24 protein-coding genes are annotated in these 22,350 nt (G+C 61.1%); 6 read left to right on the forward strand and 18 right to left on the reverse strand.

Annotation, left to right across the window (positions count from 1 at the left end):
• From TQ39_RS18065 to TQ39_RS18075, 3 genes are all read right to left on the reverse strand, one after another.
• Positions 1–420: fumarate hydratase C-terminal domain-containing protein (locus TQ39_RS18065; RefSeq protein WP_050006574.1), on the reverse strand; the 420-nt coding region annotated here is incomplete at its 3' end.
• On the reverse strand, positions 420–1,262 hold the full coding sequence (locus TQ39_RS18070; RefSeq protein ID WP_009324950.1) for a fumarate hydratase: 843 nt from the start codon (positions 1,260–1,262) through the stop codon (positions 420–422). The genes TQ39_RS18065 and TQ39_RS18070, both read right to left, overlap by 1 nt.
• Positions 1,259–2,434: an NAD(P)-dependent malic enzyme gene (locus TQ39_RS18075; protein WP_050006587.1), complete on the reverse strand. Its 1,176-nt coding sequence runs from the start codon at positions 2,432–2,434 to the stop codon at positions 1,259–1,261. Before TQ39_RS18075 ends, TQ39_RS18070 begins: the two co-directional genes overlap by 4 nt.
• A gap of 232 nt (positions 2,435–2,666) precedes the next feature.
• Here TQ39_RS18075 and tig point away from each other — a divergent pair, with 232 nt between their 5' ends.
• Positions 2,667–3,836 (forward strand): trigger factor, encoded by a 1,170-nt coding sequence (gene tig / locus TQ39_RS18080; protein ID WP_009324952.1) that lies wholly within the window; start codon positions 2,667–2,669, stop codon positions 3,834–3,836.
• Between the two features lie 10 nt (positions 3,837–3,846).
• Here tig and TQ39_RS21105 read toward each other — a convergent pair whose 3' ends face one another.
• The gene (locus tag TQ39_RS21105; protein WP_156146409.1) at positions 3,847–4,023 is read right to left on the reverse strand and encodes a hypothetical protein; all 177 of its coding nucleotides are present in this window, start codon (positions 4,021–4,023) and stop codon (positions 3,847–3,849) included.
• Between the two features lie 68 nt (positions 4,024–4,091).
• On the opposite strand from TQ39_RS21105, the gene TQ39_RS18085 reads away from it, so the two are divergent.
• The gene (locus TQ39_RS18085; RefSeq protein ID WP_050006575.1) at positions 4,092–4,445 is read left to right on the forward strand and encodes an ArsR/SmtB family transcription factor; all 354 of its coding nucleotides are present in this window, start codon (positions 4,092–4,094) and stop codon (positions 4,443–4,445) included.
• Positions 4,446–4,472: 27 nt separating this feature from the next.
• The gene (locus TQ39_RS18090; protein ID WP_009324954.1) at positions 4,473–5,129 is read left to right on the forward strand and encodes a nitroreductase family protein; all 657 of its coding nucleotides are present in this window, start codon (positions 4,473–4,475) and stop codon (positions 5,127–5,129) included.
• Between the two features lie 354 nt (positions 5,130–5,483).
• Here TQ39_RS18090 and TQ39_RS18095 read toward each other — a convergent pair whose 3' ends face one another.
• The 5 genes from TQ39_RS18095 to TQ39_RS18115 are packed head-to-tail and all read right to left on the reverse strand — an operon-like array spanning position 5,484 to position 9,985.
• The gene (locus tag TQ39_RS18095; protein ID WP_050006576.1) at positions 5,484–6,548 is read right to left on the reverse strand and encodes a DUF4340 domain-containing protein; all 1,065 of its coding nucleotides are present in this window, start codon (positions 6,546–6,548) and stop codon (positions 5,484–5,486) included.
• Positions 6,548–8,008, reverse strand: coding sequence for a GldG family protein (locus tag TQ39_RS18100; RefSeq protein WP_050006577.1), 1,461 nt, complete (start codon positions 8,006–8,008; stop codon positions 6,548–6,550). The genes TQ39_RS18095 and TQ39_RS18100 overlap by 1 nt, the downstream gene beginning before the upstream one ends.
• Positions 8,009–8,025: 17 nt before the next feature.
• Positions 8,026–8,385: a hypothetical protein gene (locus tag TQ39_RS20580; protein WP_167541553.1), complete on the reverse strand. Its 360-nt coding sequence runs from the start codon at positions 8,383–8,385 to the stop codon at positions 8,026–8,028.
• Positions 8,376–8,888 (reverse strand): ABC transporter permease, encoded by a 513-nt coding sequence (locus TQ39_RS20585; RefSeq protein WP_050006579.1) that lies wholly within the window; start codon positions 8,886–8,888, stop codon positions 8,376–8,378. The genes TQ39_RS20580 and TQ39_RS20585 overlap by 10 nt, the downstream gene beginning before the upstream one ends.
• A complete protein-coding gene (locus TQ39_RS18115) occupies positions 8,885–9,985 on the reverse strand; it encodes an ABC transporter ATP-binding protein (protein WP_306554907.1) in 1,101 nt (366 codons plus the stop codon). Before TQ39_RS18115 ends, TQ39_RS20585 begins: the two co-directional genes overlap by 4 nt.
• Before the next feature lie 188 nt (positions 9,986–10,173).
• Here TQ39_RS18115 and TQ39_RS18120 point away from each other — a divergent pair, with 188 nt between their 5' ends.
• On the forward strand, positions 10,174–10,509 hold the full coding sequence (locus TQ39_RS18120; protein ID WP_154521183.1) for a hypothetical protein: 336 nt from the start codon (positions 10,174–10,176) through the stop codon (positions 10,507–10,509).
• Between the two features lie 53 nt (positions 10,510–10,562).
• Here the strand turns inward: TQ39_RS18120 and TQ39_RS18125 are convergent, their stop codons facing one another.
• From TQ39_RS18125 to TQ39_RS18135, 3 genes are read right to left on the reverse strand one after another with little or no spacing between them, the layout of a single operon-like run.
• A complete protein-coding gene (locus tag TQ39_RS18125; RefSeq protein ID WP_050006581.1) occupies positions 10,563–11,168 on the reverse strand; it encodes an ABC transporter ATP-binding protein in 606 nt (201 codons plus the stop codon).
• Positions 11,165–11,938: an ABC transporter permease gene (locus TQ39_RS18130; protein ID WP_009324961.1), complete on the reverse strand. Its 774-nt coding sequence runs from the start codon at positions 11,936–11,938 to the stop codon at positions 11,165–11,167. Before TQ39_RS18130 ends, TQ39_RS18125 begins: the two co-directional genes overlap by 4 nt.
• Positions 11,928–12,998, reverse strand: coding sequence for an ABC transporter substrate-binding protein (locus tag TQ39_RS18135; protein ID WP_009324962.1), 1,071 nt, complete (start codon positions 12,996–12,998; stop codon positions 11,928–11,930). Before TQ39_RS18135 ends, TQ39_RS18130 begins: the two co-directional genes overlap by 11 nt.
• Before the next feature lie 144 nt (positions 12,999–13,142).
• Between TQ39_RS18135 and TQ39_RS18140 the strand changes: the two genes are divergently transcribed.
• Entirely contained in the window at positions 13,143–13,868 is a 726-nt protein-coding gene (locus TQ39_RS18140; RefSeq protein WP_058722791.1) for a Crp/Fnr family transcriptional regulator, read from the forward strand.
• On the forward strand, positions 13,858–14,130 hold the full coding sequence (locus tag TQ39_RS18145; protein WP_009324964.1) for a metal-sensitive transcriptional regulator: 273 nt from the start codon (positions 13,858–13,860) through the stop codon (positions 14,128–14,130). The genes TQ39_RS18140 and TQ39_RS18145 overlap by 11 nt, the downstream gene beginning before the upstream one ends.
• Positions 14,131–14,171: 41 nt before the next feature.
• On the opposite strand, the gene TQ39_RS18150 is transcribed toward TQ39_RS18145, so the two are convergent.
• The 6 genes from TQ39_RS18150 to TQ39_RS18175 all read right to left on the reverse strand — a co-directional run bounded on the left by TQ39_RS18150 (position 14,172) and on the right by TQ39_RS18175 (position 22,085).
• Positions 14,172–16,415, reverse strand: coding sequence for a M56 family metallopeptidase (locus TQ39_RS18150; protein WP_050006582.1), 2,244 nt, complete (start codon positions 16,413–16,415; stop codon positions 14,172–14,174).
• Positions 16,415–16,801, reverse strand: a complete 387-nt coding sequence (locus tag TQ39_RS18155; RefSeq protein ID WP_009324967.1) for a BlaI/MecI/CopY family transcriptional regulator — start codon at positions 16,799–16,801, stop codon at positions 16,415–16,417. Before TQ39_RS18155 ends, TQ39_RS18150 begins: the two co-directional genes overlap by 1 nt.
• Positions 16,802–16,947: 146 nt before the next feature.
• Positions 16,948–17,544 (reverse strand): DUF3267 domain-containing protein, encoded by a 597-nt coding sequence (locus TQ39_RS18160; RefSeq protein ID WP_050006583.1) that lies wholly within the window; start codon positions 17,542–17,544, stop codon positions 16,948–16,950.
• A 27-nt stretch (positions 17,545–17,571) separates the two neighbouring features.
• Positions 17,572–18,150: a 5-formyltetrahydrofolate cyclo-ligase gene (locus TQ39_RS18165; RefSeq protein ID WP_050006584.1), complete on the reverse strand. Its 579-nt coding sequence runs from the start codon at positions 18,148–18,150 to the stop codon at positions 17,572–17,574.
• Positions 18,143–19,975 carry a glycosyltransferase family 2 protein gene (locus TQ39_RS18170; protein WP_050006585.1) on the reverse strand — a complete coding sequence of 611 codons (1,833 nt, stop codon included), beginning with the start codon at positions 19,973–19,975 and terminating at the stop codon, positions 18,143–18,145. Before TQ39_RS18170 ends, TQ39_RS18165 begins: the two co-directional genes overlap by 8 nt.
• A 241-nt stretch (positions 19,976–20,216) precedes the next feature.
• Entirely contained in the window at positions 20,217–22,085 is a 1,869-nt protein-coding gene (locus tag TQ39_RS18175; RefSeq protein ID WP_050006586.1) for a glycosyltransferase family 2 protein, read from the reverse strand.
• Positions 22,086–22,350 lie beyond the last annotated feature (265 nt).

Below are 22,350 nucleotides of genomic sequence, written 5' to 3' on the forward strand. Positions count from 1 at the left end.
AAGCTCCGCGCTCTGCACACAGGCGGCAATGGCCGCACCCGCGCCGCCGATAGCCGCAAAGTATACGGCGCCCGTCCGGCGCATGGCCGCCACGACCTCCGGCCCCCGCGCGCCTTTGCCGATCATGCCCGTCTGGCCCATGTCCAGCAGCGTGGGCGCGTAGGCGTCCATACGGTAGCTGGTGGTGGGGCCCACGGAACCGATCACCCCGCCCGGGCGGGCGGGCGTGGGGCCGGCGTAATAAACGACCGCGTCCTCAATGGCAAAGGGCAGAGACTTGCCCTCTGCCGCCAGCGCGCACAGGCGCTTGTGAGCAGCGTCCCGGGCCGTGTAAATGGTTCCCGAAAGCAGCACCGTGTCCCCCGCGCGCAGCTTTGCCGCATCCGCTTTGGAAAGCGGGGCCGTCAGCTTATATTCCATTACAGCACCACCTCCGCGTGACGGGTTACGTGGCAGTTGATGTTCACCGCCACAGGCAGGCCCGCGATGTGCGTGGGGAATGTTTCGATCTGCAGCCCAAGCGCCGTGGTCCGCCCGCCGAAGCCCTGCGGCCCCGTGCCCAGTTCGTTGATCTTTTCCAAAAGCTCCTGTTCCATGGCCGCATAGTACGGGTCCGGATGGCGGCTGCCCAGCGGGCGCAGCAGAGCCCGCTTTGCAAGAAGGGCCACACGGTCGAACGTGCCGCCAATGCCCACGCCCACTACAACGGGCGGACAGGGGTTCGGCCCGGCCCGGCGCACAGCGTCCAGAACAAAATCTTTCACGCCCTGCTCGCCATCGCTGGGACGCAGCATGGCAAGACGGCTCATGTTTTCGCTGCCGAACCCCTTGGGTGCCAGCGTCAGCCGCAGCTTGTCCCCGGGCACAAGACGCACCGTGAGCACAGCGGGCGTGTTGTCCCCCGTGTTGCCCCGGCGGATGGGGTCCGCCACCACGGATTTGCGCAGATATCCCTCGGTATAGCCCTGGCGCACACCTTCGTCCACCGCTTCTTCAAAGGAACCGCCGGTGATATGCACATCCTGGCCGATTTCGGCAAATACACAGGCCATTCCCGTATCCTGGCAGATGGGCAGGCCCGTGGCCCGGGCCGCGTCCAGGTTTTGGCACAGCGTGCCCAGCGTCTGCTTTGCAATGGGCCACGGCTCGCTTTCATACGCGCCGCGCACGGCGGCTTCCACATCGGGCGGGAGCTGGTTGTTGGCCGGCACGCACAGCGCCTTTACGGCGGCGGTGACAGCGCTCGCAGGGATGTCCCTCACAGCCGCGCCACCCCCGATTCCCGCGCGGCCCGCGCGACGGCGTCAGCTACCGCCTGCGCTACACGCGCGTCGAACGCGCCCGGGATGATGTAATCCTCATTGCGTTCTTCGTCGCTGACAAGATCCGCGATGGCGTGGGCTGCGGCCACCTTCATGGCGCTGTTGATGTCCCGCGCGCGCACCGAAAGCGCGCCCTTGAACACACCGGGAAACGCCAGCACGTTGTTGATCTGGTTGGGATAATCGCTGCGGCCCGTGCCCATCACGCGCACGCCCGCCGCCCTGGCCTCCTCGGGTGTGATCTCCGGCACGGGGTTGGCCATGGCGAATACAATGGCATCCCGCGCCATGGTGCGGGCCATCTCCGGCTTCAGCGCGCCGCCCACGGAAACGCCGATGAATACATCCGCGCCCTTTACCGCGTCGGCCAGCGTGCCGCGCATGCCGCTTTTGTTCGTGATGCCGCACAGCATCTCTTTGTGGTCCACGATGCCCACGCCCCGCTCTTTGTACAAAATGCCGTTTTCGTCGCAGGCGATCACGTCCCGCACGCCCGCCGCCAGCAGCATTTTGATGATGGCCGTGCCCGCCGCGCCCGGGCCGTTCACCACCACGCGGATGGCGCCGATCTCCTTTTTCACCACACGCAGCGCGCCCAGCAGCGCCGCCGTCACCACGATGGCCGTGCCGTGCTGGTCGTCGTGGAACACGGGAATGTCCAGCTCCTTTTCCAACGTTTCCTCAATGTAGAAGCAATTGGGCGAGGAGATATCCTCCAGATTCACGCCGCCGAAGGTGGGAGCCAGCAGGCGCACGGCCTCGATGACCTGCTCCGGGTCTTTTGTATCCAGGCAGATGGGGAACGCATCCACACCGCCGAACTCCTTAAACAGGATGGCTTTGCCCTCCATGACGGGCATGGCCGCCGCCGCGCCGATATCGCCCAGCCCCAGCACCGCCGTGCCGTTGGTCACAACAGCCACCAGGTTTCCCTTGGCTGTATAGGTATAGGCCGCCGCCGGGTCTTTGGCGATCTCCCGGCAGGGCTCGGCCACGCCCGGGGTATATGCCGCGGACAGGTCGTCCCGGGTCTTTACGGGCACCTTGGCCGTCACCTCGATCTTGCCCTTGTGCTGTTCGTGCAGCTCCAGCGCCGCTTTGTAATAATCCATATTTCCGCCGCCCTTTCGGTATTGTTCCATGCAGGTTTGATTTATATTATACAGGTTTTCCGCCGTCTTGGCTACGGGCCGGGCCGTTTCATGCCGTAAAAATCGCGCTCCCCATGCGGAAAAGCCGCAAATCCGCAAATTTTTTTGAAAAATCCATACCTTGTACACAGAATTCGTGTATAATAAGGACATTGCGGCATTGCCGCGTTTTAGAATGATTTAGGAGGCCCCCATGAAAAAGACAACGAAATTTATCAGCGCCGCCCTGGCTGCCGCGCTCTGCGCCGGTTTGCTTGCCGGCTGCAATTCCGCATCCAGCTCTTCCGGCAGCACAAGCGCATCCGGTTCCGCCAGCGCGTCTGCTTCCGCCAGCGCGTCTTCCAGCACATCCGCCAGCGCGGAGAGCATCGATTACAGCAAGGGCCTGGCTGAAAACGGCCACATTGACGGCGTCACCGCGCTGGATTACGTAACGCTGCCCGCCGATTACGCCGCCATTCCCCTGGCCGCCGGCACCGCCGACGTGAGCGATGAGGACGTGCAGGCGCAGATCGACAGCATCATGGCCCAGTACGCCAAGCCCGAGCAGATCACCGACCGCGCCATCGAGGACGGAGACCAGGTGAACATCGACTATTCCGGCAGCATTGACGGCGAGAAATTTGACGGCGGCACAGCCAGCAGTCAGAGCGTACAGGCCGGCAGCGCGCAGTTCATCGACGATTTTCTCACGCAGATCATCGGCCATACGCCCGGCGAGACCTTCGACGTGGAGGTCACCTTCCCCGACCCGTATGAAAACAACCCGGATCTTGCCGGCAAGGACGCGGTGTTTGAAGTGACCATCAATTACATCGAGGGCGAGGACGTTACGCCGGAGTTCAACGACGATTTCGTAAAAGAGAACCTGACAGCCAGCTATGGCTGGGAAAGCGCCGATGACGTGCGTGATTCCATCCGCGAGGATCTGCGCCAAAGCCAGATCTTTCAATTTATCTGGAACTATATGATAGAGAACTCCACCGTAAGCGAAGTGCCGCAGGCTGTGCTCGATTTCCAGAGCGGCGCCATGCTGAACCAGTTGAAAAGTCAGGCTTCCATGTACGGAATCGATTCCGCCACGTTCCTGCAGGCGATGGGTGTAGCCAGCGAGGAAGCGTTTCTGGAGCAATACGCGGAAGATATCAAGTCTTCCGCCACTCAGCTTCTCATCATCCAGGCCATTGCCGAGGATGCAAAGCTAAAAGCCGACGACGCGGCGCTCGCCAAATATTTTTCCGACAACATGGGCACCGAAGACTATTCCACTTATGAAGAGCATTTCGGACGCCCGTATGTGTCCATGGTCGTGTTGAGCGAGCTTGCCAACAACTACCTGATGGACAACGCTGTCAACGCGTAACGCGTGCATATCAAAAAGCCGCCCCATAAAAATTCCAATCTTGCAGGACAGCATAGCCTTTGCTATGCTGTCCTGCTTTTTTCTCCTGCTGAACTATCCCGCGCATGAACGCCGCGCGGCAGGCTTTCCCAAAGCTCGGAATAAAGTTTTCCAAAAGCTTTTCTTTCATCTCGATTTTCTTTACCAATGAACGTTTTCCAATATTCTATGCTATACTGTTTACAGTTTAAGCGTTTGAACGAAAGGGAGATGTGCATGGAACCAAATGAAAAAATTTTCACTTTGGCAGAAAACTTCTCCGCCTCGGCAAAGATATTGACGGCCATCGGTGATGAAACAAGGCAACACCTCATTTTAGAAATGATGAAAATGGGGAATTGCATGGGTGTTCGAGTCGGTGATATTACAAAGAAAACAAACCTTTCCCGTCCGGCGGTTTCCCATCACTTGCAAATTATGAAAGACGCCGGAATTGTTAAAGTACGTAAAGAGGGAACAAAAAATTATTATTATTTTGACCCCGAAATGGAGGCCTTTGAACAGCTGGTTTCCACCTTACAGCTTGCCATGAAAATTTCAAAAAAATTGCCGGACAGAAGCTGTGAATAAAGAAACAAAATTGGAGGTAAATTTGCAATGGAAATATTGGAACTTATGAAACAGCGGCATAGCGTCCGTCAATACAAAGATATTGCGATTGGCCCGGAACAGCGAATCGCGCTCAATCACCTGATTGAAGAAATCAACGGCGAAGCGGGATTGCATATTCAGATTTTTTATGACGAGCCGCAATGTTTTGACTCCATGATGGCGCATTACGGCAAATTTTCCGGGGTAAAGAACTATATCGCTCTCGTGGGTAAAAAATCCCCAAAGCTTGAGGAAGCATTGGGATATTATGGAGAAAAAATTGTTTTGAACGTACAGGAACTAGGGCTCAACAGCTGCTGGGTGGCAATGACTCATGGCAAAAGCCAAGCGGATGTTCGCAAGGGAGAAAAGCAAATATGCCTGATCGCGTTTGGTCATGGTGAAACACAAGGCGCGCCACATAAAAACAAACCATTGCAGGCAGTCTGTAATCGTACGGAAAATATGCCTGAATGGTTTTTGAATGGTATGGAAGCCGCACTTCTTGCGCCGACCGCAATGAACCAACAGAAATTTTTCTTTGAATTGTTTTCTGACAGTAAAGTCAATGCGGTTTGCGGTAAGGGCTTTTACACAAAACTGGATTTGGGAATTGTAAAATATCATTTTGAGATAGCTTCTGGCAGAAAACTGCAATCATGAGTCAACAGAACTGCTGCCCAACGGGAAATAAAAACGTTTGTTTTTCCGGCTGTATGCTCATAAGTCAAATAAAAAAGAAAAGCCTAACGGCGGTTTTGAAATATTGAATTTCAAACCGCCGTTTCTGTTTTCCAAAAAAGAATATGCAAGGTATGCTAAAGTTGCTGCCTGAGAGCCGAAAGCGGCAGAAACGGTATTGCAGTATTATTCCGGATATATTAAGCAGCGGTCCGCTTGTCAGGAGCATGTCAACGACGGCATTCAAGGCCGTCCAGGGGTTGTTTGAAAATCAAAAAAGCTGTATTTCCTCCATTTTCAAACAACCCTAATGGGACGACCCTTTTTGCAACACCCTCAATCCGCTGCGCTTGCCGCGGAAGCAGAGCCGCTCTCTGAGGCAGGCGCACTTTCCGGAGCGCTCTCCTTCTCTGCGGGCAGCATGCCGTCCAGCGTCATGCCCAGCACGCCTGAAAGCGCCGTCGCGTTCAGCGTGCTCACGGCGTTGGAATCCGCCAGCCGGGCGTAATAATCTCCGTTCGCATCGACGGCGCCCAGGTACAGCACCGAGGTGACGCTCTCCTGTGCGCCGGAGGCGTCGTCCGTGCGCGTCCACTCCACGGTGAGCGTGGCGGAGGGCTCCGCCAGACCATATGCCGCCAGCGCCTCGTCCGTTGGCTTAAAATCCGCGCTGCTGCTGAAATACAGTGTGGCCGCGCTGCTGATGAATGCCTGCGCGGCGGCCGTATCCGGCGTTTCAGTACGTGCTGTGTCGGATGCCGTATATGTTTTGTTCCCGTCCGCGTCCTCCGATACGTCCACCGTCAGCGTATTGCCGCCTTGCTCCAGTGTGGCGCGCGTTACGCTGTCGGTGCTCTCTACGGGCCAGTTCTCTGTCTGCTGCAGGCCGCGCTCCGTACGCGTAAAAGCTGCGGCAAAGCTCTCGGATACCGTATATACGGGTTCTTCGCCCTCCAGCTTGATATAGTATTCTCCGGTGTGGGTATTCTGCGCCCCCACCAGCACCGTACAGGTCTCGCCCGCATCGGTCGCCACTTCAATGCGGTTGGACGGCTCGTCCAGCCCGTAAGCCACCAGGTCGGCCCCGCTCTGTGTTACCAGGGCGGTGGCATTCAGCGGGGCGAGGTAATTCGCCATGCTCTCGGCGCTTGTCTGGTTCACAGGGAAATCCGCGTCCCGCCGGAGCGTCCAGGTGTCATCCAGGTATTCCAGCGCGATCTCGCCGCCCTCATTTTCGTAACAAATCACGCTGACGGCGCCCGTGGGCGAAAACGCCGCTACACCGGCGGCGGAGGAACTCTCCTCCGCCTGCTCCGCCCCCGTCAACAGCCCATAGCCCAGCCCAAGCGCCGCGGTGAGCGCCGCAGCGCCCAGCAGTACGGCTGTTTTTCTGTTTTTCATCAGCGTTTCCTCCTCATGGCCCAGATCACCACGCCGAGGACGAGCATCGCGCCCGGAATTGCGAACATCAACAGCCCGCTCCACAGGCTGCCCGCGCCGGAGGGTACCGTCAGCGTTTCTGTCGTAAGGGATTTTGCGTGGATTGTGATCCCGCTCTCGCTGCCCGTCAGCCAACTGAAAGCATTCAGCACCAGGTCGCTGTTGGAGCCGGAGACCATCTGGTCCATGGTCTCGTCCAGAAGACCGCTGGTGGAGAGCCACACCACCTTGCCGCCCGTCTTACTGTTCTGCGCCGCAGCCGCCACGTTGAACGTTCCCGTCGGGTCCCCGTCCGCCTGAGCAATGGATTCGACGTTGTAGGCATCTGTTTTGGAATAGGCGCTGGCGGAAGTGGCCAGCAGCGCGTCCACCGAGACATTCTCCGGCATTTCGTCCAGCACCGTGATGGCGTGGGCCAGCGGTGCGAGCACATAGCTGCCGCTGTCCACCAGCGGCTGAGTGACGTCATGGCTCTTGATATTGGGCAGCAGATAATACGGATAGCCGCTCAAAAAGCGGTTCTGGTCATTTTCAATGACGATGCCGTCCCGCGCGTCCATGCCGTATTCCGCCAGCAGCGCCGTCAGGTTGGGCATGGCTTCCGTGCTGTAATCACCGTAGTTCGTCACCAGGAACAGGCTGCCGCCGCCCGCCAGATAGGCGCGCAGGCGCTCGGCCTCCTCGGCGGAAATATCCTTTGTGGGCGCATTCAGCACCACAGCCGCCGCATCCTCAGGCACTGCGTCCGCCGTCAGCAGCGCAAGCGTTTCAAAGCTCATGTTCTGGCGCTCAGCGCCGTCCGTGAGCGTGGCGGAAAGCCCGGCTTCGCCGTGACCGGACAAGGTGTACAGCAGCGGCGCTTCCTCGCTGGCCACATAGGAAAGCGCGCTCGTCAAGGCTCCCTCCCCGTCAAATTCCGTATCATAGGTATAAGTCTGGTAGTTGGGCGTATAGGTGTACAGGTCTCCTGCGTCCACCACACGGTAGCGTTCACCGCACACCGCGATGATACTGCCCACCGCGGCGTCCGCCGCATCATACGCCGCGCCGAAGGTGGGATAAAGCACGGGGTCTTTCTGCACCACCTGGATGTGGGATGAAGCGTCTTTGTACTTGTCCAGCAGCTCGGTGACGGCCGCATCCTCCTGGCCGGTACGGCCCAGGTAGTAGAACGTTACGTCCTGCGTTAAGGCCGCGCACAGGTCCTCTGTCTCCTGTGAAAGGCTGTACAGCTTATTTTCCGTCATATCGTACCGCAGATACTTCGCGGGCAGCGCGCCTACAAAAAGGTTCAGCGCAACCACCAGCGCCAGCATCACGGCACACAGCACGCTCGCATAAGCGCCGTTTTTAAATGCGCGGGAATGCAGCGCGTCCCGCACCGTGCGTCCCTTTCCCTCGGGTCGTTTGTTGTCCTGCATCGTTCGTTCCTCCTTTCTCACGACCAGCGGCGTTTTTCAATTCCCTGGCAGGTGAAGAACACAAAAAGCAGCGCCACGGAAACAAAATACACCAGAGAAGAAATGTCGAACAGGCCGTTGACAAAATTGTCGAACCGGCCGAACAGCGCCAGGCTGTTGAGAAGCTTCGGGAACAAACCTTCCAGCCACGCGGGCTTGAGGAAATACACGGCGGCCAGGCCACCCTCCAGCACACAAAACACGGCGCTGGGCAGCACAAGGCTTTTCGTCATCCAGTGCAGGAACAGCGCCAGCAGAGCGGCCAGCACCGTGAATGCAGCCAGAGAAGCCGCGGCGCTGCTGGAAATCAGCCCCGCGATGCTGGGCATCAGATACAAAACAAAAGCGAGCCGAACGTGCATACAGCGGCGATGATCTGGTTTTCCGTCAGGCTGCTCATGAACAGGCCGATGGCAATGGCCGCCGCGCCCATCAGAAAAAACGCCAGCAGCGCCGCATAGCTGCGCGCCAGCGACACCGAGCCGTAGGCGCGCATTACCAGCGGGCATATCCCCACAATGGCCAGCGGGATGGCGTACACCGTCACCAGTGCCAGATATTTTCCCCACACGATCCCCGCGATGGAGGCGCGGGAGGTAAGCAGAAGCTGGTCCGTTTTCTGGCGGCGTTCCTCAACGATGCTCCGCATGGTAAGCAGCGGCACCACCACGAGAAAGATGAATGTGGTGTTGTAAAGCACCAGGCTGAAATCGGCGTAGCCGGACTGCAGGCAGATGGCCGTAAAGTACAGGCCTACCACTACAACGACAAACGCGCACAGCACCCAGCCGATCATCCCGGTGAAGGCGCTCTTCAGGTCTTTTTTGTACACGGCTTTCATTTGCGCTCCTCCTCCCCATTTTCCGGCTGATGTGCGTGCGCTGTGCTTTCCTCCTCGGACGCAATCTCTTCCGGTGCATCGCCCGCCATTTCCAGCGCTGCCTGTGCGGCGGTCCCGTCTTCATCCTCGTCCGCGCGTCCCGACGTCTCTTCTTCACCGGCCTCCGGCTCGTCCCCGGTCAGCTCCAGGAACACATCCTCCAGGCTTGTTGTTTCGGCGTCCATGCGCAGCACGGCCAGGCCCGCGCCCGCCAGCGCAATGCCCGCCGGTGCGCGCAGATCCGCGCCGCCAGAGCAGACGATGCGGGCCGTGACGGCGTTTTCTTCTTCGCAGGGAACAAATTCGACAGCCTGCGCTCCCTGCTCCAGCAGCGGGGACAGCGCGGCCTGCACCGCCTCCTGCGTTCCCAGCACCGTGATGCGCAGTGCGGCGTGCCCGGCCGCGTGAGCTGTCAGGTTTTCGGGCGTGTCGCAGGCAACCAGCTTTCCGTGGCTCATGATGAGCACCTTGTCGCACACGGCGTTCACCTCGGAAAGGATGTGGCTGGACAGCAACACGGTATGTTCCTGCCCCAGGGAGCGGATGAGCTCGCGGATCTCGATGATCTGCTTTGGGTCCAAGCCGACGGTGGGCTCATCCAGAATGATGACGGGCGGGTCGCCCAGCAGCGCGCAGGCAAGCCCCACGCGCTGGCGGTAGCCCTTGGAAAGGTTGCGGATGAGCCTGTCGGCCACGTCTGCAATATTGGTGCGCTCCATGCACTGCTCCACCGCCGCCTTGCGCTGCTCCCGCGGCAGGCCCTTCAGCTCGGCCGCAAAGGCCAGGTATTCCCGCGGCGTCATATCCGTATACAGCGGCGGCTGCTCGGGCAGATAACCGATCTTGGCGCGGGCCTCTGCAGGGCTGTCGAAAATATCGCAGCCGTCGATCTCGGCAGTGCCGTCCGTGGCGGAAATATAGCCTGTGATGATGTTCATCGTCGTGGATTTGCCTGCGCCGTTCGGCCCAAGCAGGCCGTAGATCTGGCCCTTGTCCACGGTGAAGCTCAGCGCGTCTACCGCCGTATGGGCGCCGTAGCGCTTTGTCAGTTCCTTCACTGTGATCAAACGTCCCGTCTCCTTTACTCACAAGATTAAAAATAATTTTAACGCCGGAATATGAAAAACCGGCGCAATTTTTTTGATAGATTTGTGAAAACGGAGCGGACAGGGCCGGTTTTGTTGTCAGTCCGGCGAAAAAGTGGTAAACTGGAGCCGTCCAGAGCTGTTTTTTTGGGGGTACGCCTATGGAACCTGTTTTGTTTGCCGCTGGCTGTTTTACCGCCGCAGTCGCCCTCGCCGCGGGTATTTATGCTTCCTTTACCGCGCGCGGGAAGAGGCCTGTCCTTTCCAATTCCTATTGGTTCAGCGTTTTAAAGCGGGAAAACGCCAATAAAAAGGCCGAATACCGTTTAGTGACCGTCGTGTTTTCCTGTCTAAGCGCAATTTTTCTGCTGCTCACAGTGGAAATTTTCACCCAATGGCCCTGGACAGCCGCATTGCGCTGGGCCCTGATCGCGTTTGTTCTTATTTACGCGCTTGCCGACGCGTTCCGCACCGTTCTGAAAGGTTCAAAAACTTAGTTGTCCATACGTTAAAAGGGCCGAAGCCGTTTATCACGGCTTCGGCCCTTTTCTTATCGTCCTTCCTGCTGTTCCGCCGCCTCCGGCAGGCGGAACACCCGCGCGCCCAGCAGCGCCGCGTCGCCCTCCTCGTGGGTGATGCACAGCAGCGTGCGCCCGGCCTGCATACGCCGCACATATGCGGCGGCCGCCTGCCGCGCGGCTTCGTCCAGGCCCTTGAACGGTTCGTCCAGCACCACCACGTCCGCCGGAGCCATCAAGGCCCGCAGCAGCGCCACACGCCGCCGCTGCCCGCCGGAAAGCTCGCCGACAGGCTTCTCCACATCCTGCGGGGTCAGGCCCACAGCCGCGAAAGCCTCCGCCATGCGCGGCTCATCCAGCGCCGCACCGCAGGCAAACCGCAGGTTCCCCTGCGCGGAAAGGCGCTCCACCAGCCTGTCCTCCTGAAAGGCGGCTGCAAAGCGTTTTCCCTTTGCACCGCGCACCGCGCCCGCATCGGGCTTTTCCAGCCCCATAACGATGCGCGCCAACGTTGTTTTGCCGAGGCCCGAGCGCCCCATCACACAAACGGCTTCTCCCTGTGCAAACCGCTCCGAAAGGCCGCGCAGCACCTGCGTTTCGCCAAACGCCTTGGACACGTTCACCAGTTCGATGCTCATGTGCCGCTCCTTTCCAGCAAAACGCTTTCCACCCGTGCAAGGCCCCACAAAAACAGCCTTTCAAACGCAAGGCTCAGCAGCACGATCACCACGGTCCATGCCAAAAGCTCGGCCGTGGAAAACAATATCTTTGCATTGTACAGCGCTTCCCCGATGCTGCCGCTGGTGATGCCGATGACCTCCGCCGCCACGCCGCTTTTCCAGCAAAGGCCAAGGCCCACCGTGCAGGCCGAGCGGAAATACGGCAGCGCGGCGGGCACGTAAAGATACCGCACCCGCTTTGCCGGCGGCACGCGGAATACGGCCGCCATTTCCAGCAGCCGGGCGTCCGTTTCACGGATGCCCGCCAGCGTGTTCGTATACACCACGGGCAGCACCATCAAAAAGCTGATGAACACCGCCAGATTGCCCGCGCTGCGCAGCCACATCAGCGCAAGAATGATAAAACTGGCCACGGGGATGGATTTGATGGTGAGCATCAGCGGCCGCAGCAGCACCTCCACCCAGCGCAGCGCGGCGGCCAGCGCCGCCAGCGCAAGGCCCAGCGCCAGCGCCAGCAGGAAGCCGCCGATGATGCGCCCGGCGCTGAACGCCGCCGTCTGCCAGAAATCCGCCGTGGGCAGCAGCGCCAGCAGCGCACCGCACACCTCCAGCGGCGAAACCAAAATCAGCTTTTGCCCGATGCAGACGCTGGCCGCCTGCCAGGCACAAAGCCAGAAGCAGACAGCCAGTGTGTTTGCGATTCGGTTTTTCCGTTTGTTACGCGCCATAATAGAATGCGTCGTCGGGCAGCGTGCCGCCCACGGCCTCGGGGTTCTGGTCGTACAGCACCTTCAGGTAACCGCTCACCTTCGCTTTCATATCCGCGCCGCTGATGAAAGTGATATTGCACTCCGGCAGCGCCTTTTGCGCGATGGGCTCCTTGGGCACGATCTCATAGCCCGCCACCAGCGCGGCAGCCTCGTCCACATTGGCGTTCACGAACTCGGTGCTGGCCTTGTAATCCTCCAAAAACTCGTTAAATGCGGCCTCGTTCTGCTCCACAAACTCTTTGCGTGCTACCACAACGCCTGTCACCAGCGCGGAATCCGGCGAGACCTTGTCCCATTCCTCGGTCATATCCAGCGCCACCTTCAGGCCTTCCATCTGCATCTGGGCAGTGGTCACATAGGGCTGAGGCAGCATGGCAACGGGATAGCCGCTGGACGCCTGCATCGCCGCCAGCACCTCGGTGGCCTCGCTCATGTATTCGATGGTCACGTCCTCGCCCGGGGTAAGGCCATTCTGCGTCAGCACATAGTTGAGCACATACTCCGGCGTGGTCCCCTTGCCCGTGGTGTAAATGGTTTTGCCCGCCAAATCGGCCACGCTGGTGATGTCGTCGCCTGTGGTGACGACATACAGCACGCCCAGTGTGTTGACGGCGGCCACTTCGACGGCGCCCCCGGTCTTGTTGTACAGCACGCCGGCCAGGTTGCACGGCACCAGCGCCACGTCGATATCGCCCTTTATAAGCTGCGGGGCGATCTCATCCGCCGCGCCGTACATGGTCACTTCATAATCGTGGCGGGCCTCGCCCTTGTCGGCTTCGTCCATCAGCTTTACAAGGCCCATGGTCGTGGGCCCTTTCAGGCTGGCGATGCGGAAAGCCGTGCGCTCGGCCGCAGGTGTGCCTGTGCTCTCGGGCGCGGCGCTGCCTGCGGCGGCAGAGGACGAAACAGCGGGCGCACCGGAGACGGACGCCGCAGAAGAAGCGGGCGCACCGCTGCAGCCGGCCAAAAGGCCCAGCGCAACTGCCAGCGCCAGTGCGGCAGAAAGCATTTTTTTCATGTTTTTCATAACTCCTTTTCCCTTGCCGGATCTGCCCGGCCATTCCCGCGCGCACAAATTCATACAGCGCGCTTGCGGTCTGTGCCCTATTCTACTATAATAGAGCAAGGAATACTGTTGCAGCAGCAACAAAAGGTGAAAAAGATGGAAGAAAATTTAACGATCTTACGGCGCTGCAGTCTGTTTGCCGGCCTTTCGGACACGCAGACAGCCGCTTTGCTGCAAAGCCTGCATCCGGTGCGCCGCAGCTTTTCAAAGGGCGAGGTGCTGCTGCTGGCCGGGTACGAGACGCAGGAGCTGGGCGTGGTGCTCTGCGGACAGATCGAGGCGGAAAAACAGACGGCGGACGGCGTGACGCTTACGCTGACGCGCATGGGGCCGGGCGGCATCTTCGCGGACATTCTGGCGGGCAGCCGGGGAGCAAAAAGCCCGGTGACCGTGACGGCCGCAACGGACGTGACGGTACTGCTCATCCCCTACAAAAGCCTGCTGCGGCCGGGCGTTCCGCTGGACGCCGCCCACGCGGCAGTGCTGCAAAACCTCGTGGCGGCCATGGCGGACAAATACTTCGCGCTGGACCGGCGGGTGGAGCTTCTGATGCTGCATTCGCTGCGGGAAAAGGTGCTGCACTATCTGCGCACCGAGGCTCTGCCCGCGCCGGGCGGCGCTGTGCGCACGCCGTACACCCGCGCCGGGCTGGCGGCATATCTGGGCTGCGAGCGCAGCGCTCTGTGCCGGGAGCTTTCGCGCATGCGGCGGGACGGAATATTACAAATCGACGGGCGCGTGTTTCGGCTTCTGCCGGGCGTTCCGCCCCGTCAAAACGGCAGGCCCGTGCGGGCAGACAGGGAGGAAAACGATGGAATGTAAACATTCAAGCGGTGTGACACAGCGTCTTGCGCGTATCGCGGGGCAGGTAAACGGCATCCGCGACATGGTGGAGGAGGGCCGCCCCTGCGACGACCTGCTGGTACAGCTCTCCAGTGCGTCCAGCGCGCTGACGCAGGTGGCGCGGCTCATCATGGCGGAGCATCTGGAGCACTGTGTGCTGGCGGGCTTTGAAACGGGCGACCGGGAAACCACTGTGGAAAATCTGAAAAAAGCGCTGGAGCAATTTTCAAAAATGAAATAGCAAAAGGGCGGGGAACTCCCCGCCCTTTTTGTGTTCCGCCGTCAGGTACGCTCTGCCTCCTGGCGTGCGATGGCTTTCTCCAGCCGCTCGCACCAGGCGGCATGCTCCTCCTCGCGGGCCGCATCCGGCTGCGCGGGTAACTGCTTTTCGCATTCCTCCAGCTGCAGGCGCAGGCCGTCGGCCTTATCCGTGAAATACCGGATGGCTGTGATCGTCCCGGCCTCATCCCGAACATACATGCGTGGATACCAGTTCCACGTCTCGCCAAAGTCTTCGGAAACAAGCGACACATTCTCCAGCGTGATTCCATTCAGCGGCGTAAAGCAGCGAATCTCCGTTGTCGTCCCCTGCATGAAAATGCAGCAGCCAAGATACCCGCCATAGGGCGCATCGTGCAGCGCGGCGCGAAAGTCCAGCCGCTGCCACGTTTGGCCGCCGTCCACCGTGCGCAGCACGTTGGGCTGCGGAGTAAACCGCTCGCCCATTTCATACCCGGCGGTGATATATCCCACAGAAGCGTTCACAAAACGCGCCCGCCTGACGTGGGTATTCTCCGGCAGAGGAACGGGCCACCCCTGCACCGCCCCCCGCTCCAACGGCTTGTCGGGCGCGCCCTCGCAGCGCCAGAGCCAGAGCTTTGCTGTTTGGCTTTCACCCGTTCCGGCATATACGCCCGTGATCAGATAGAACAGGTCGTCCCGAACGACCTCCATGCAGTATATGTTTTCAATCGGTGTGTTCTGCCCTTCACCCACCAGGTCCAGCGGTTGAGCCGTCCACTGTGCGCCGCCGTCGCGGGAGGTGTACAGCGTCACGCGGCCGGGGTGCTCCTCATCCGCATCACACGCTGCGGTAAACCACGCATCTTCCCGGGGCCAGTAACTGCCGCCGTACAGGATATTGCGTTTTCCCTCCCACCGGGGCGCGGGCGCGTACACCTCACTGCCGTCGGCGCTGTTGTAAGCCATCACGCATTCGCCGTCCCGCCCCGGATAAACCGATGCGCCGTAAACCAGCCAGTGCTCCTTCACGTTTTCCATGGACCCGGCCTGCGCGGGCAGCGCCGCGGCCTTGGGCTCGCTTTCCGCGGATTTAACGGAAACCGGCGGCTGTTCGGCACTGCATGCCACAAAGCTGCCTGCCAGCGCAGCCAGGCAGAGGATGCAGGCCAGTGCCGCGCGGCCCGCGCGCTTTCCCGTCTTGCTGAAAATGGCCGAAAAGCGGCGCAGCATCATTTTTTTACCGGGCGCAAAGCAGGTGGTGAACGGCGCGGGCCTGCCGGCTCCCGCCTTCAAAGCGGCCAGCAGAGCTTCACCATAAGCCGCCCGGACAGGTGCTCCCAGCTTTGTTCCGTGTAGCACGGCTTCATCACAGGCGAATTCCAGGTCCTTTTCGCACCGGCGCGCCAGCAGCCATACCGCCGGGTTATACCAATGTACGGCGCACGCAGACAGCAGCACCGCTTTGCAGACGATATGTCCGCGCTTTATGTGCGTCAATTCATGGCGAAGCATCCATTCCAAAAGCAGGCTTTCACACAGGGCCTCCGGGACCAGCACCACCGGACGCAGCACGCCCACAGCCATGGGGCACGGCACGACGGCATTGGCATATATCCCCGGTGCGCGGCGCATACGCACCGCCCGGCAGGCCGCGGCGTGAGCCTTTTGCGCCGCAGAGCTTTCCATCGGCCGGTTCCAATGGAACGTGCGGGCGCGCCATACCGCATAATGCGCAAGGTGCCACAGCGCACATACGCCCACGCCCGCCAGCCACACAAAGCCGGCCAGCCGCGCCGGCGCAGGAAGAAGGGTCTCTCCGGAGCGGAGGACGGGAGTTTTGCGCGATGCTCCGGAAGCCTCCGTCCGCCCTTCCTCCTGTGCAGACGGCACGCCGGCATCCGGTTCCCGCGGCGCCGCCTGTGCTGTTCCAAAGGCTTCCTTTATTTCCGGTTCCGTATTTCTGTCGGATGCCTGCGGTACGGACGCTACGCTTTCCCCCGTCCCCGCAGCCTGGCCCGGGGGCGCGCCGGCTGCCTGTGTTTCCCCTGCCCGCGCCGTATCCGGCAGCGAGGCGGGCAGCTCCAGCAGCAGTGGCTGAGGCGCGGGCGCAGGCAGCGGCGCCGCAAACGGAACCAGCAGGCGTACAGCCAGCGCCAGCCATACAATGCACCGAAACCGCGCGGCATACCGCTTTTCCCAAAAAGGAGCCAGAGCCAGAAGTGCCAGCGCCGCTGCGCCCGTGGCAAGCCCCACGCCCGCGTATGCGAACAAAAGCCGTTCCATCACACGTCACCCCGCTTTGCCTTTTCCAGGTAATCCTCCAGTTCCGCGATGTCGTTGGGCGTCAGCGCGTCTGCGTCGTGCAGGGCCGCGATAAAATTGCGCGGCCTGCCGCCATACAGCGTCCCCAGCAGTGTCCGGCTCTCGGCGGCAAGGTATGCATCCTGCGTTACCAGCGCCCGGTACAGGTAACCCCTTCCCTGTTTTTCGCGGGCAATGAAGCCCTTTCCCTCCAGCCGGGCCAACAGAGCCACCACCGTTGTGGCCGCCCATTCCCTATGCGTCAGCGCCGCGTCCAGCTCCGGCCGCGTGAGCGGCGCGTCCGCGCGCCAAAGCGCCTGCATCACCGCCAGCTCGGAATCCGGCAGACGGCGCAGCTTTTCTTTCATTTTTTCGCCCCCTTCAGCATGCGGCAGATAACGCCGCTTTTACTACATTTGTAGAAGACAATTTTATACTACACTTGTAGCAGATAAAAGTCAAGCCCTGCCCACAAAAAAGCGGCGGAAGCACGCAGATGCTTCCGCCGCATATGTCATTGAGCCTGTACTTTACGCCCGCGGCTGTAAACCGTCATGTCCACTCCCGCGTCCCGCACAAGAATGTCCGGTGGCATTGCGGCAAAGCGCCATACCACATAAAAGTCTCCGGCCGCGCCCGCGATGTTGCCGATCTGGATCAAATAGACCGTCCAAAACCACGGCGCGGGCACAAGCATGCACAGCGCCAGCAGCACCACGCCCCAAACGGCCACCGGCGCGAGCGCGATGATAAAATAGCGCTTCTTTGTAAAATAAGCTTCGCTGCCCGCATACGCGTACAGCCCGGTGAAGCCGTAGCGCACGGGCGCGCCGCTGAAATATTTCATACAGACGCCATGCACCAGTTCGTGCAGGACAACATATGCCGCATACCCGGCCGTCAGCATACCCAGGCGCAGAAAATAAAAGCCGAAGCCATCGTCCATACTGAACAGCGTGCGCAGCAGCACGATCCGGTTGCCCAAAAAGACCAACGGCAGCGCGATGAGCAGCGCCAGCCCGTTGATCAGCAGCGCCAGCCGCTTGTCCTTTTGCAGGTCGATGCTGCACAGCCCCGCATAGCCGTCGGGCAGCGTCAATGTTCCTCGCATGTTGCTCCTCTCTTTCCGCGCGGCGCCTCAGCCGCCGCCCTTGCAGGCATACAGCGCGTCCTCCGTCAGTACAAAATCCGCACGCACGTCGTGGCATTCCCGGGGCAACACAGGCTCCAGCAGCGCCGCGCGGCACAGGGCGATCTTCACTGCGTTGCATGCCAACGGCAGAAAGCGGTCGTAATACCCGCCGCCATAACCCAGGCGCGTTCCATCCGGCGCGGCGGCAAGGCAGGGCAGCACGCACAGCGCCAATCGCTGCGGAGGCACCTCCGGCGCACCGGCAGGCGGCTCCGGAATGCCGTAAGGCCCCGCCGGCGCAAGCTCCTCCAGGCTCCGCACGGCCCGCGCCTGCATCATGCCCGGCCCCATGCACAGCGGTACGGCCAGCGTTTTGCCCGCCTCCAGCGCGGCGCGCAGAAGGGGCCGCGTGTCGATCTCGCCCCTGCGGCCCACATAACAGAACACGGAATCCGCCGCGGCCCAGGCGGGATGGGCCGTCAGCCGCCGGACGATGCCCTCGCCCGCCGCCTTATCATAAGCGGCGTCCAGCGCGGCGATGCGCGCTTTCATCACGCGGCGCAGCGCCGCCTTGGCGCTATCCACGGGCCGGGACGCCCGGCACAGGGTCGTCCTTGGGCAGAGCGTCGCTCTCGGAAAAATCCTCCCGGTCCAGCGTCAGATTTGGGTTATAGAACGGGTCGCGCAGCAGCCTTTCGCCGTAGCGCCGCTTCATGCGGCGGCGCTCGCCCTCAAAGCGTTCCCTGGCCGGGCCTTTCGTGTCAAGGCCCCGGCTCTTGCTCTCATAGTGGTACAGCTCGGCGTAAGGCGTGAACAATACCCGATAGCCCAGCGCCCGCACGCGCAGGCAGAAATCCACGTCGTTGAACGCCACCGCAAAGCCCTCGTCCAAACCGCCCGCTTCATCGTACACCGCGGCCTTCACCAGCAGGCACGCGGCCGTAACGGCAGAAAGATCCTGCACCGTAGCCGCGCGGAACATATAGCCGCTTCCGCCGCGCTTTGCGTATTTGTGGCTGTGGCCCGCATAGCCGCCCAGCCCTACGATCACGCCCGCATGCTGGATGGTATCGTCCGGATAATACAGCTTCGCGCCCACGATGCCCACGCCCGGCTGCGCGCACAGGGCCAGCATCTCGCCCAGCCATGTGCCGTTGATGACTTCCACGTCATTGTTGAGCAGCAGCAGATATTCGCCCCGGGCGGCCTTACGGCCGAAATTGTTGATGGCACTGAAATTGAAACCGCCCTCGTACGTCACGACGCGACAGTTGGGATGCTGCTTTTGCAGCTCCCGATAATAGTCAAAGGTGGCGGGCTCCACGGAATTGTTCTCGACGACAAGGACCTCATAGTTGGGATACGCCGTTTTGGTGAAGATGGACGTCAGCGCCTTGCGCAGATCGTCCGCGTGGTCCTTGTTCGGGATGAGGATGGAGACAAGCGGATTTCCCTCGACGGCATACTCCACCTTGTAGGTGCTTGGAAACAAGCCGTCCGCCACCGCGCCCTTTGCGCCCGTGCGCGCCAGATGCCCCGCAACGGCGCGTTTGGCCGCCGCAGCCACATAGGGCTTCGCCCCTGTGCCGCCGGAGGTGGAGCCCTCGTGCACACGCCAGTAATACAGCACCTTGGGAACATGCACAGGCACGGCCCGCTCGCTCAGCTTCAGGAACAGGTCATGGTCCTGGCTGCCGTCACAGGCAGGGTCCAGCCCTCCCACAGCGTCGAACAGAGCCTTTTGGAACACGGAAAAATGGCAGATGTAATTGCAGCAGTTGAGGTAATCCGGCGCAAAATCCGGTTTGAAGTGGCCTGCCGTGGGCCGGCGCATGTCCGAAGTGAACAACGCCTCGTCGCTGTACAGAAACGCCGCGCCCGTCTCGTGGGCGGCCTTCATCATCTCGTATACCGCATGAGGCGCCAGCACGTCGTCGTGGTCGGCAAGGCCCAGGTACTCCCCGGCGGCCAGCGCGGCGGCGGCGTTGGTGTTGGCCGAGATGCCTTTGTTTTCCACCTTCGTATATACGATACGCGCATCCCGGGCCTGATAGGCGCGCACCGTTTGCGCCACGTCACCGTGGGCCGCGTCGCTGGCGTCGGCCAGGCAGAGCTGCCAATTCGGGCAGGTCTGGCCCAACACGCTGTCCAGCAGCTGGCGCAGGTATTTCTGCGGCGTATTGTACAAAGGTACGCAGATGCTCACCGCAGGCCAGCCCAGCGCGCCGTAATCCAGCGCGCGCTGGGCCGCCAGCGTTTCCTTTTGGGGCAGAAAACGCCCTTTTTTGCTGCCGAAGCGCCGCTTCAAAAATGCCGCCGAACGCTTGAGCGTGGGGCCGAAGCCATCCGTGCGCACCGTCTGGGCAAAGAAGCCCGCCAGCTCCCGCATGCGCTTGATTTTCAAATTCATGGATAATCTCCTTTTTAACAATGGCCAGCCTTGCCTTTTATGCGCCGCCGTGAAGCGCTTTGCGCGGCCGTTCAAACAGCGCTGCGGGCCAAAGGCCGTCCCTTTATGGACTATGAACGCGCCCCGAACCGGCGCGGCACAAAGACGCACGCGGCCCGGTTCCCGCATCCGCCGCTGCGCAGGCAATGCCGCAAGCGGGGCCCTGCAGCTCTTTCAGGTCGCGTATTTTGTATAATTTTCTTCATTTATACCCATAGTTTTCATATAGGAGCGTAAAATGCGGATTATAATACGGGTCGCCCTGCTGCATCAGTCCAGCGTATCTGGCACAAAAGCGCGCTTTTTCCCTTTCGTACCGGGCCTGCTTCTCGCCGCCCGCGCGGGTATCGTCGCCCCGGCTCTTGCTCTCATGGTGCACCGCCGCCGCAAAGGGCGTCATTACGTTCAGCAGCCCGCTCTGCCACAGCCGCAGGCAAAAGTCCACGTCATTGTACGCTACGGCGAAATTTTCTTCGTCCAGCCCGCCGAAGCGGTCGTAAAGCTCTTTTTTCACCATCAGGCACGCGCCCGTCACCGCGCACATATTCTGCGTGGTCGCAAGGCGGTACATATCGCCGCCGCTGTCCCGCGGGTGGCCCTTATGGCTGTGTCCGGCGCTGCCGCCCAAACCGATGAATACGCCCGCGTGCTGGATGGTTCCGTCGGGGTAAAAAAGCTTCGCGCCCACGGCTCCCACGTCCGGCCGCTGGGAATAAGACAGCAGCTCCCGCACGAAGCCGGGCGTTTCCACCTGGATGTCGTTATTCAGCAGCAGCAGGTGTTCGCCCGTGGCATGCCGCGCGCCGAAATTGTTGATGGCGCTGAAATTGAAGCCGCCTTTGTAGGTGAGCACGCGGCAGTTCGGGTACTGCTGCTGTGCCCGCCCGTAACAGGCGAACGTTTCGGCCTGTGTGGAATTGTTTTCCAGCACCAGCACCTCCAGATCGTCCCAGCCGGCGTTCCGGTACAGGCTTTCCAGACAGCGGGCCAGGTCCTCCGAATGGTCCTTGTTGGGGATAAGCACCGTCACGCGGCCGGGCCGCGTGACGTCATACCGGGTGTGGTATGCGCCGGGGCTGCCGGGAACGGGTTCCACGCGGCCGGGCATGCCCAGGCGCAGAAGCTGGGCCTCCACCGCCGCCGCGCCCGCCGCCAGCGCATAAGGCTTTGCCTGCATGCCGCTGGCGGTGGAGCCGCCGTGCCCGCGCCACCAATACAGCACTTTGGGAACGTGCGCCACCTTTTGGGCGCGCTCCGTCAAGCGCAGGATCAGGTCGAAATCCTGCGCGCCGTCAAATTCCGCGCGTTCGCCGCCGCCCGCCGCCGCCAGCAGCGCACGGCTGAATACGGCCAGATGCGTGATGTAATTGCAGCCGCGCAGCGTGTCGGGGGAAAAGTCCGGCTTGAAATGGTATTCGCCCAGCTTTTTCAGCGTGGAATCCAGCACGATCTCATCCGAATAAACAAAGTCCGCCCCCTGCTCGTTGACGGCTTTCACCGCCTCGTACAGCGCATTGGGGGTGAGCACGTCGTCGTGGTCCAGCAAAGCGATATACTCTCCCTGTGCCGCCGCAAGGGCCGCGTTGGTGTTTTCGGCAATGCCGCCGTTTTTGGCAAGGCGGATATAATGCACGCGCGCGTCCCGCACGGCACGCACAGCCTTTTCCACCTCACCGTGGGCCGCGTCGGATGCGTCCGTCAGCACCAGCTCCAGGCCGGCGTAGGTCTGGCCCAGCACGCTCCGCATCATTTCGCGCAAAAATTTGGGCGGCGTATTGTACAACGGCACCACCACCGACACAAGCGGCATGCGGGCAAAGCGCGCCGCGCGCTGGGCCTTAAGCTCCCGGCGCAGCGGGATGTCGGCGCGGAAACGCCACACCTCGCCCTTTGTCATCAGGCTGATGCGGAACGACGCCTCGCGCCACAGCGCCTCGGCGCCGCGCTCCCGCAGGCAGGCGGCGGCGCGGCGGGCAAGGCTTGCAAAATGAGCCGGGCGCGCCGTGCGGCGCAGAGCTTTTGCAAAGGAATCGTGCTCCGCCGGGTTTTTGGGGGTATTTTCTTCTGGCATACGGCTTATCCCTTTCCGGTTTCATCGAAGACAGACCGCACAATTTACACCCTGAGCTTCAGGCACTGTGCCGCCATGGCTCTCCGCCATGTTTCGCAAAAATCTCATTGCGCTGTCGGCGTCGGAATTGTGCGGTACCGTCTTATGACGCGGCGCGGCCCGGGCGGATGCGCCGGCCCCGCGGCCCGCGCCGGCCGCCGAGAGCCGCGCCGGTGATGTGCGCCTTTACGGCGCCTCAATGATCCTCTTGTTGCTGTTCGCGTTC

The organism is Ruthenibacterium lactatiformans (assembly GCF_000949455.1).
GTDB lineage: Bacteria > Bacillota > Clostridia > Oscillospirales > Ruminococcaceae > Ruthenibacterium > Ruthenibacterium lactatiformans.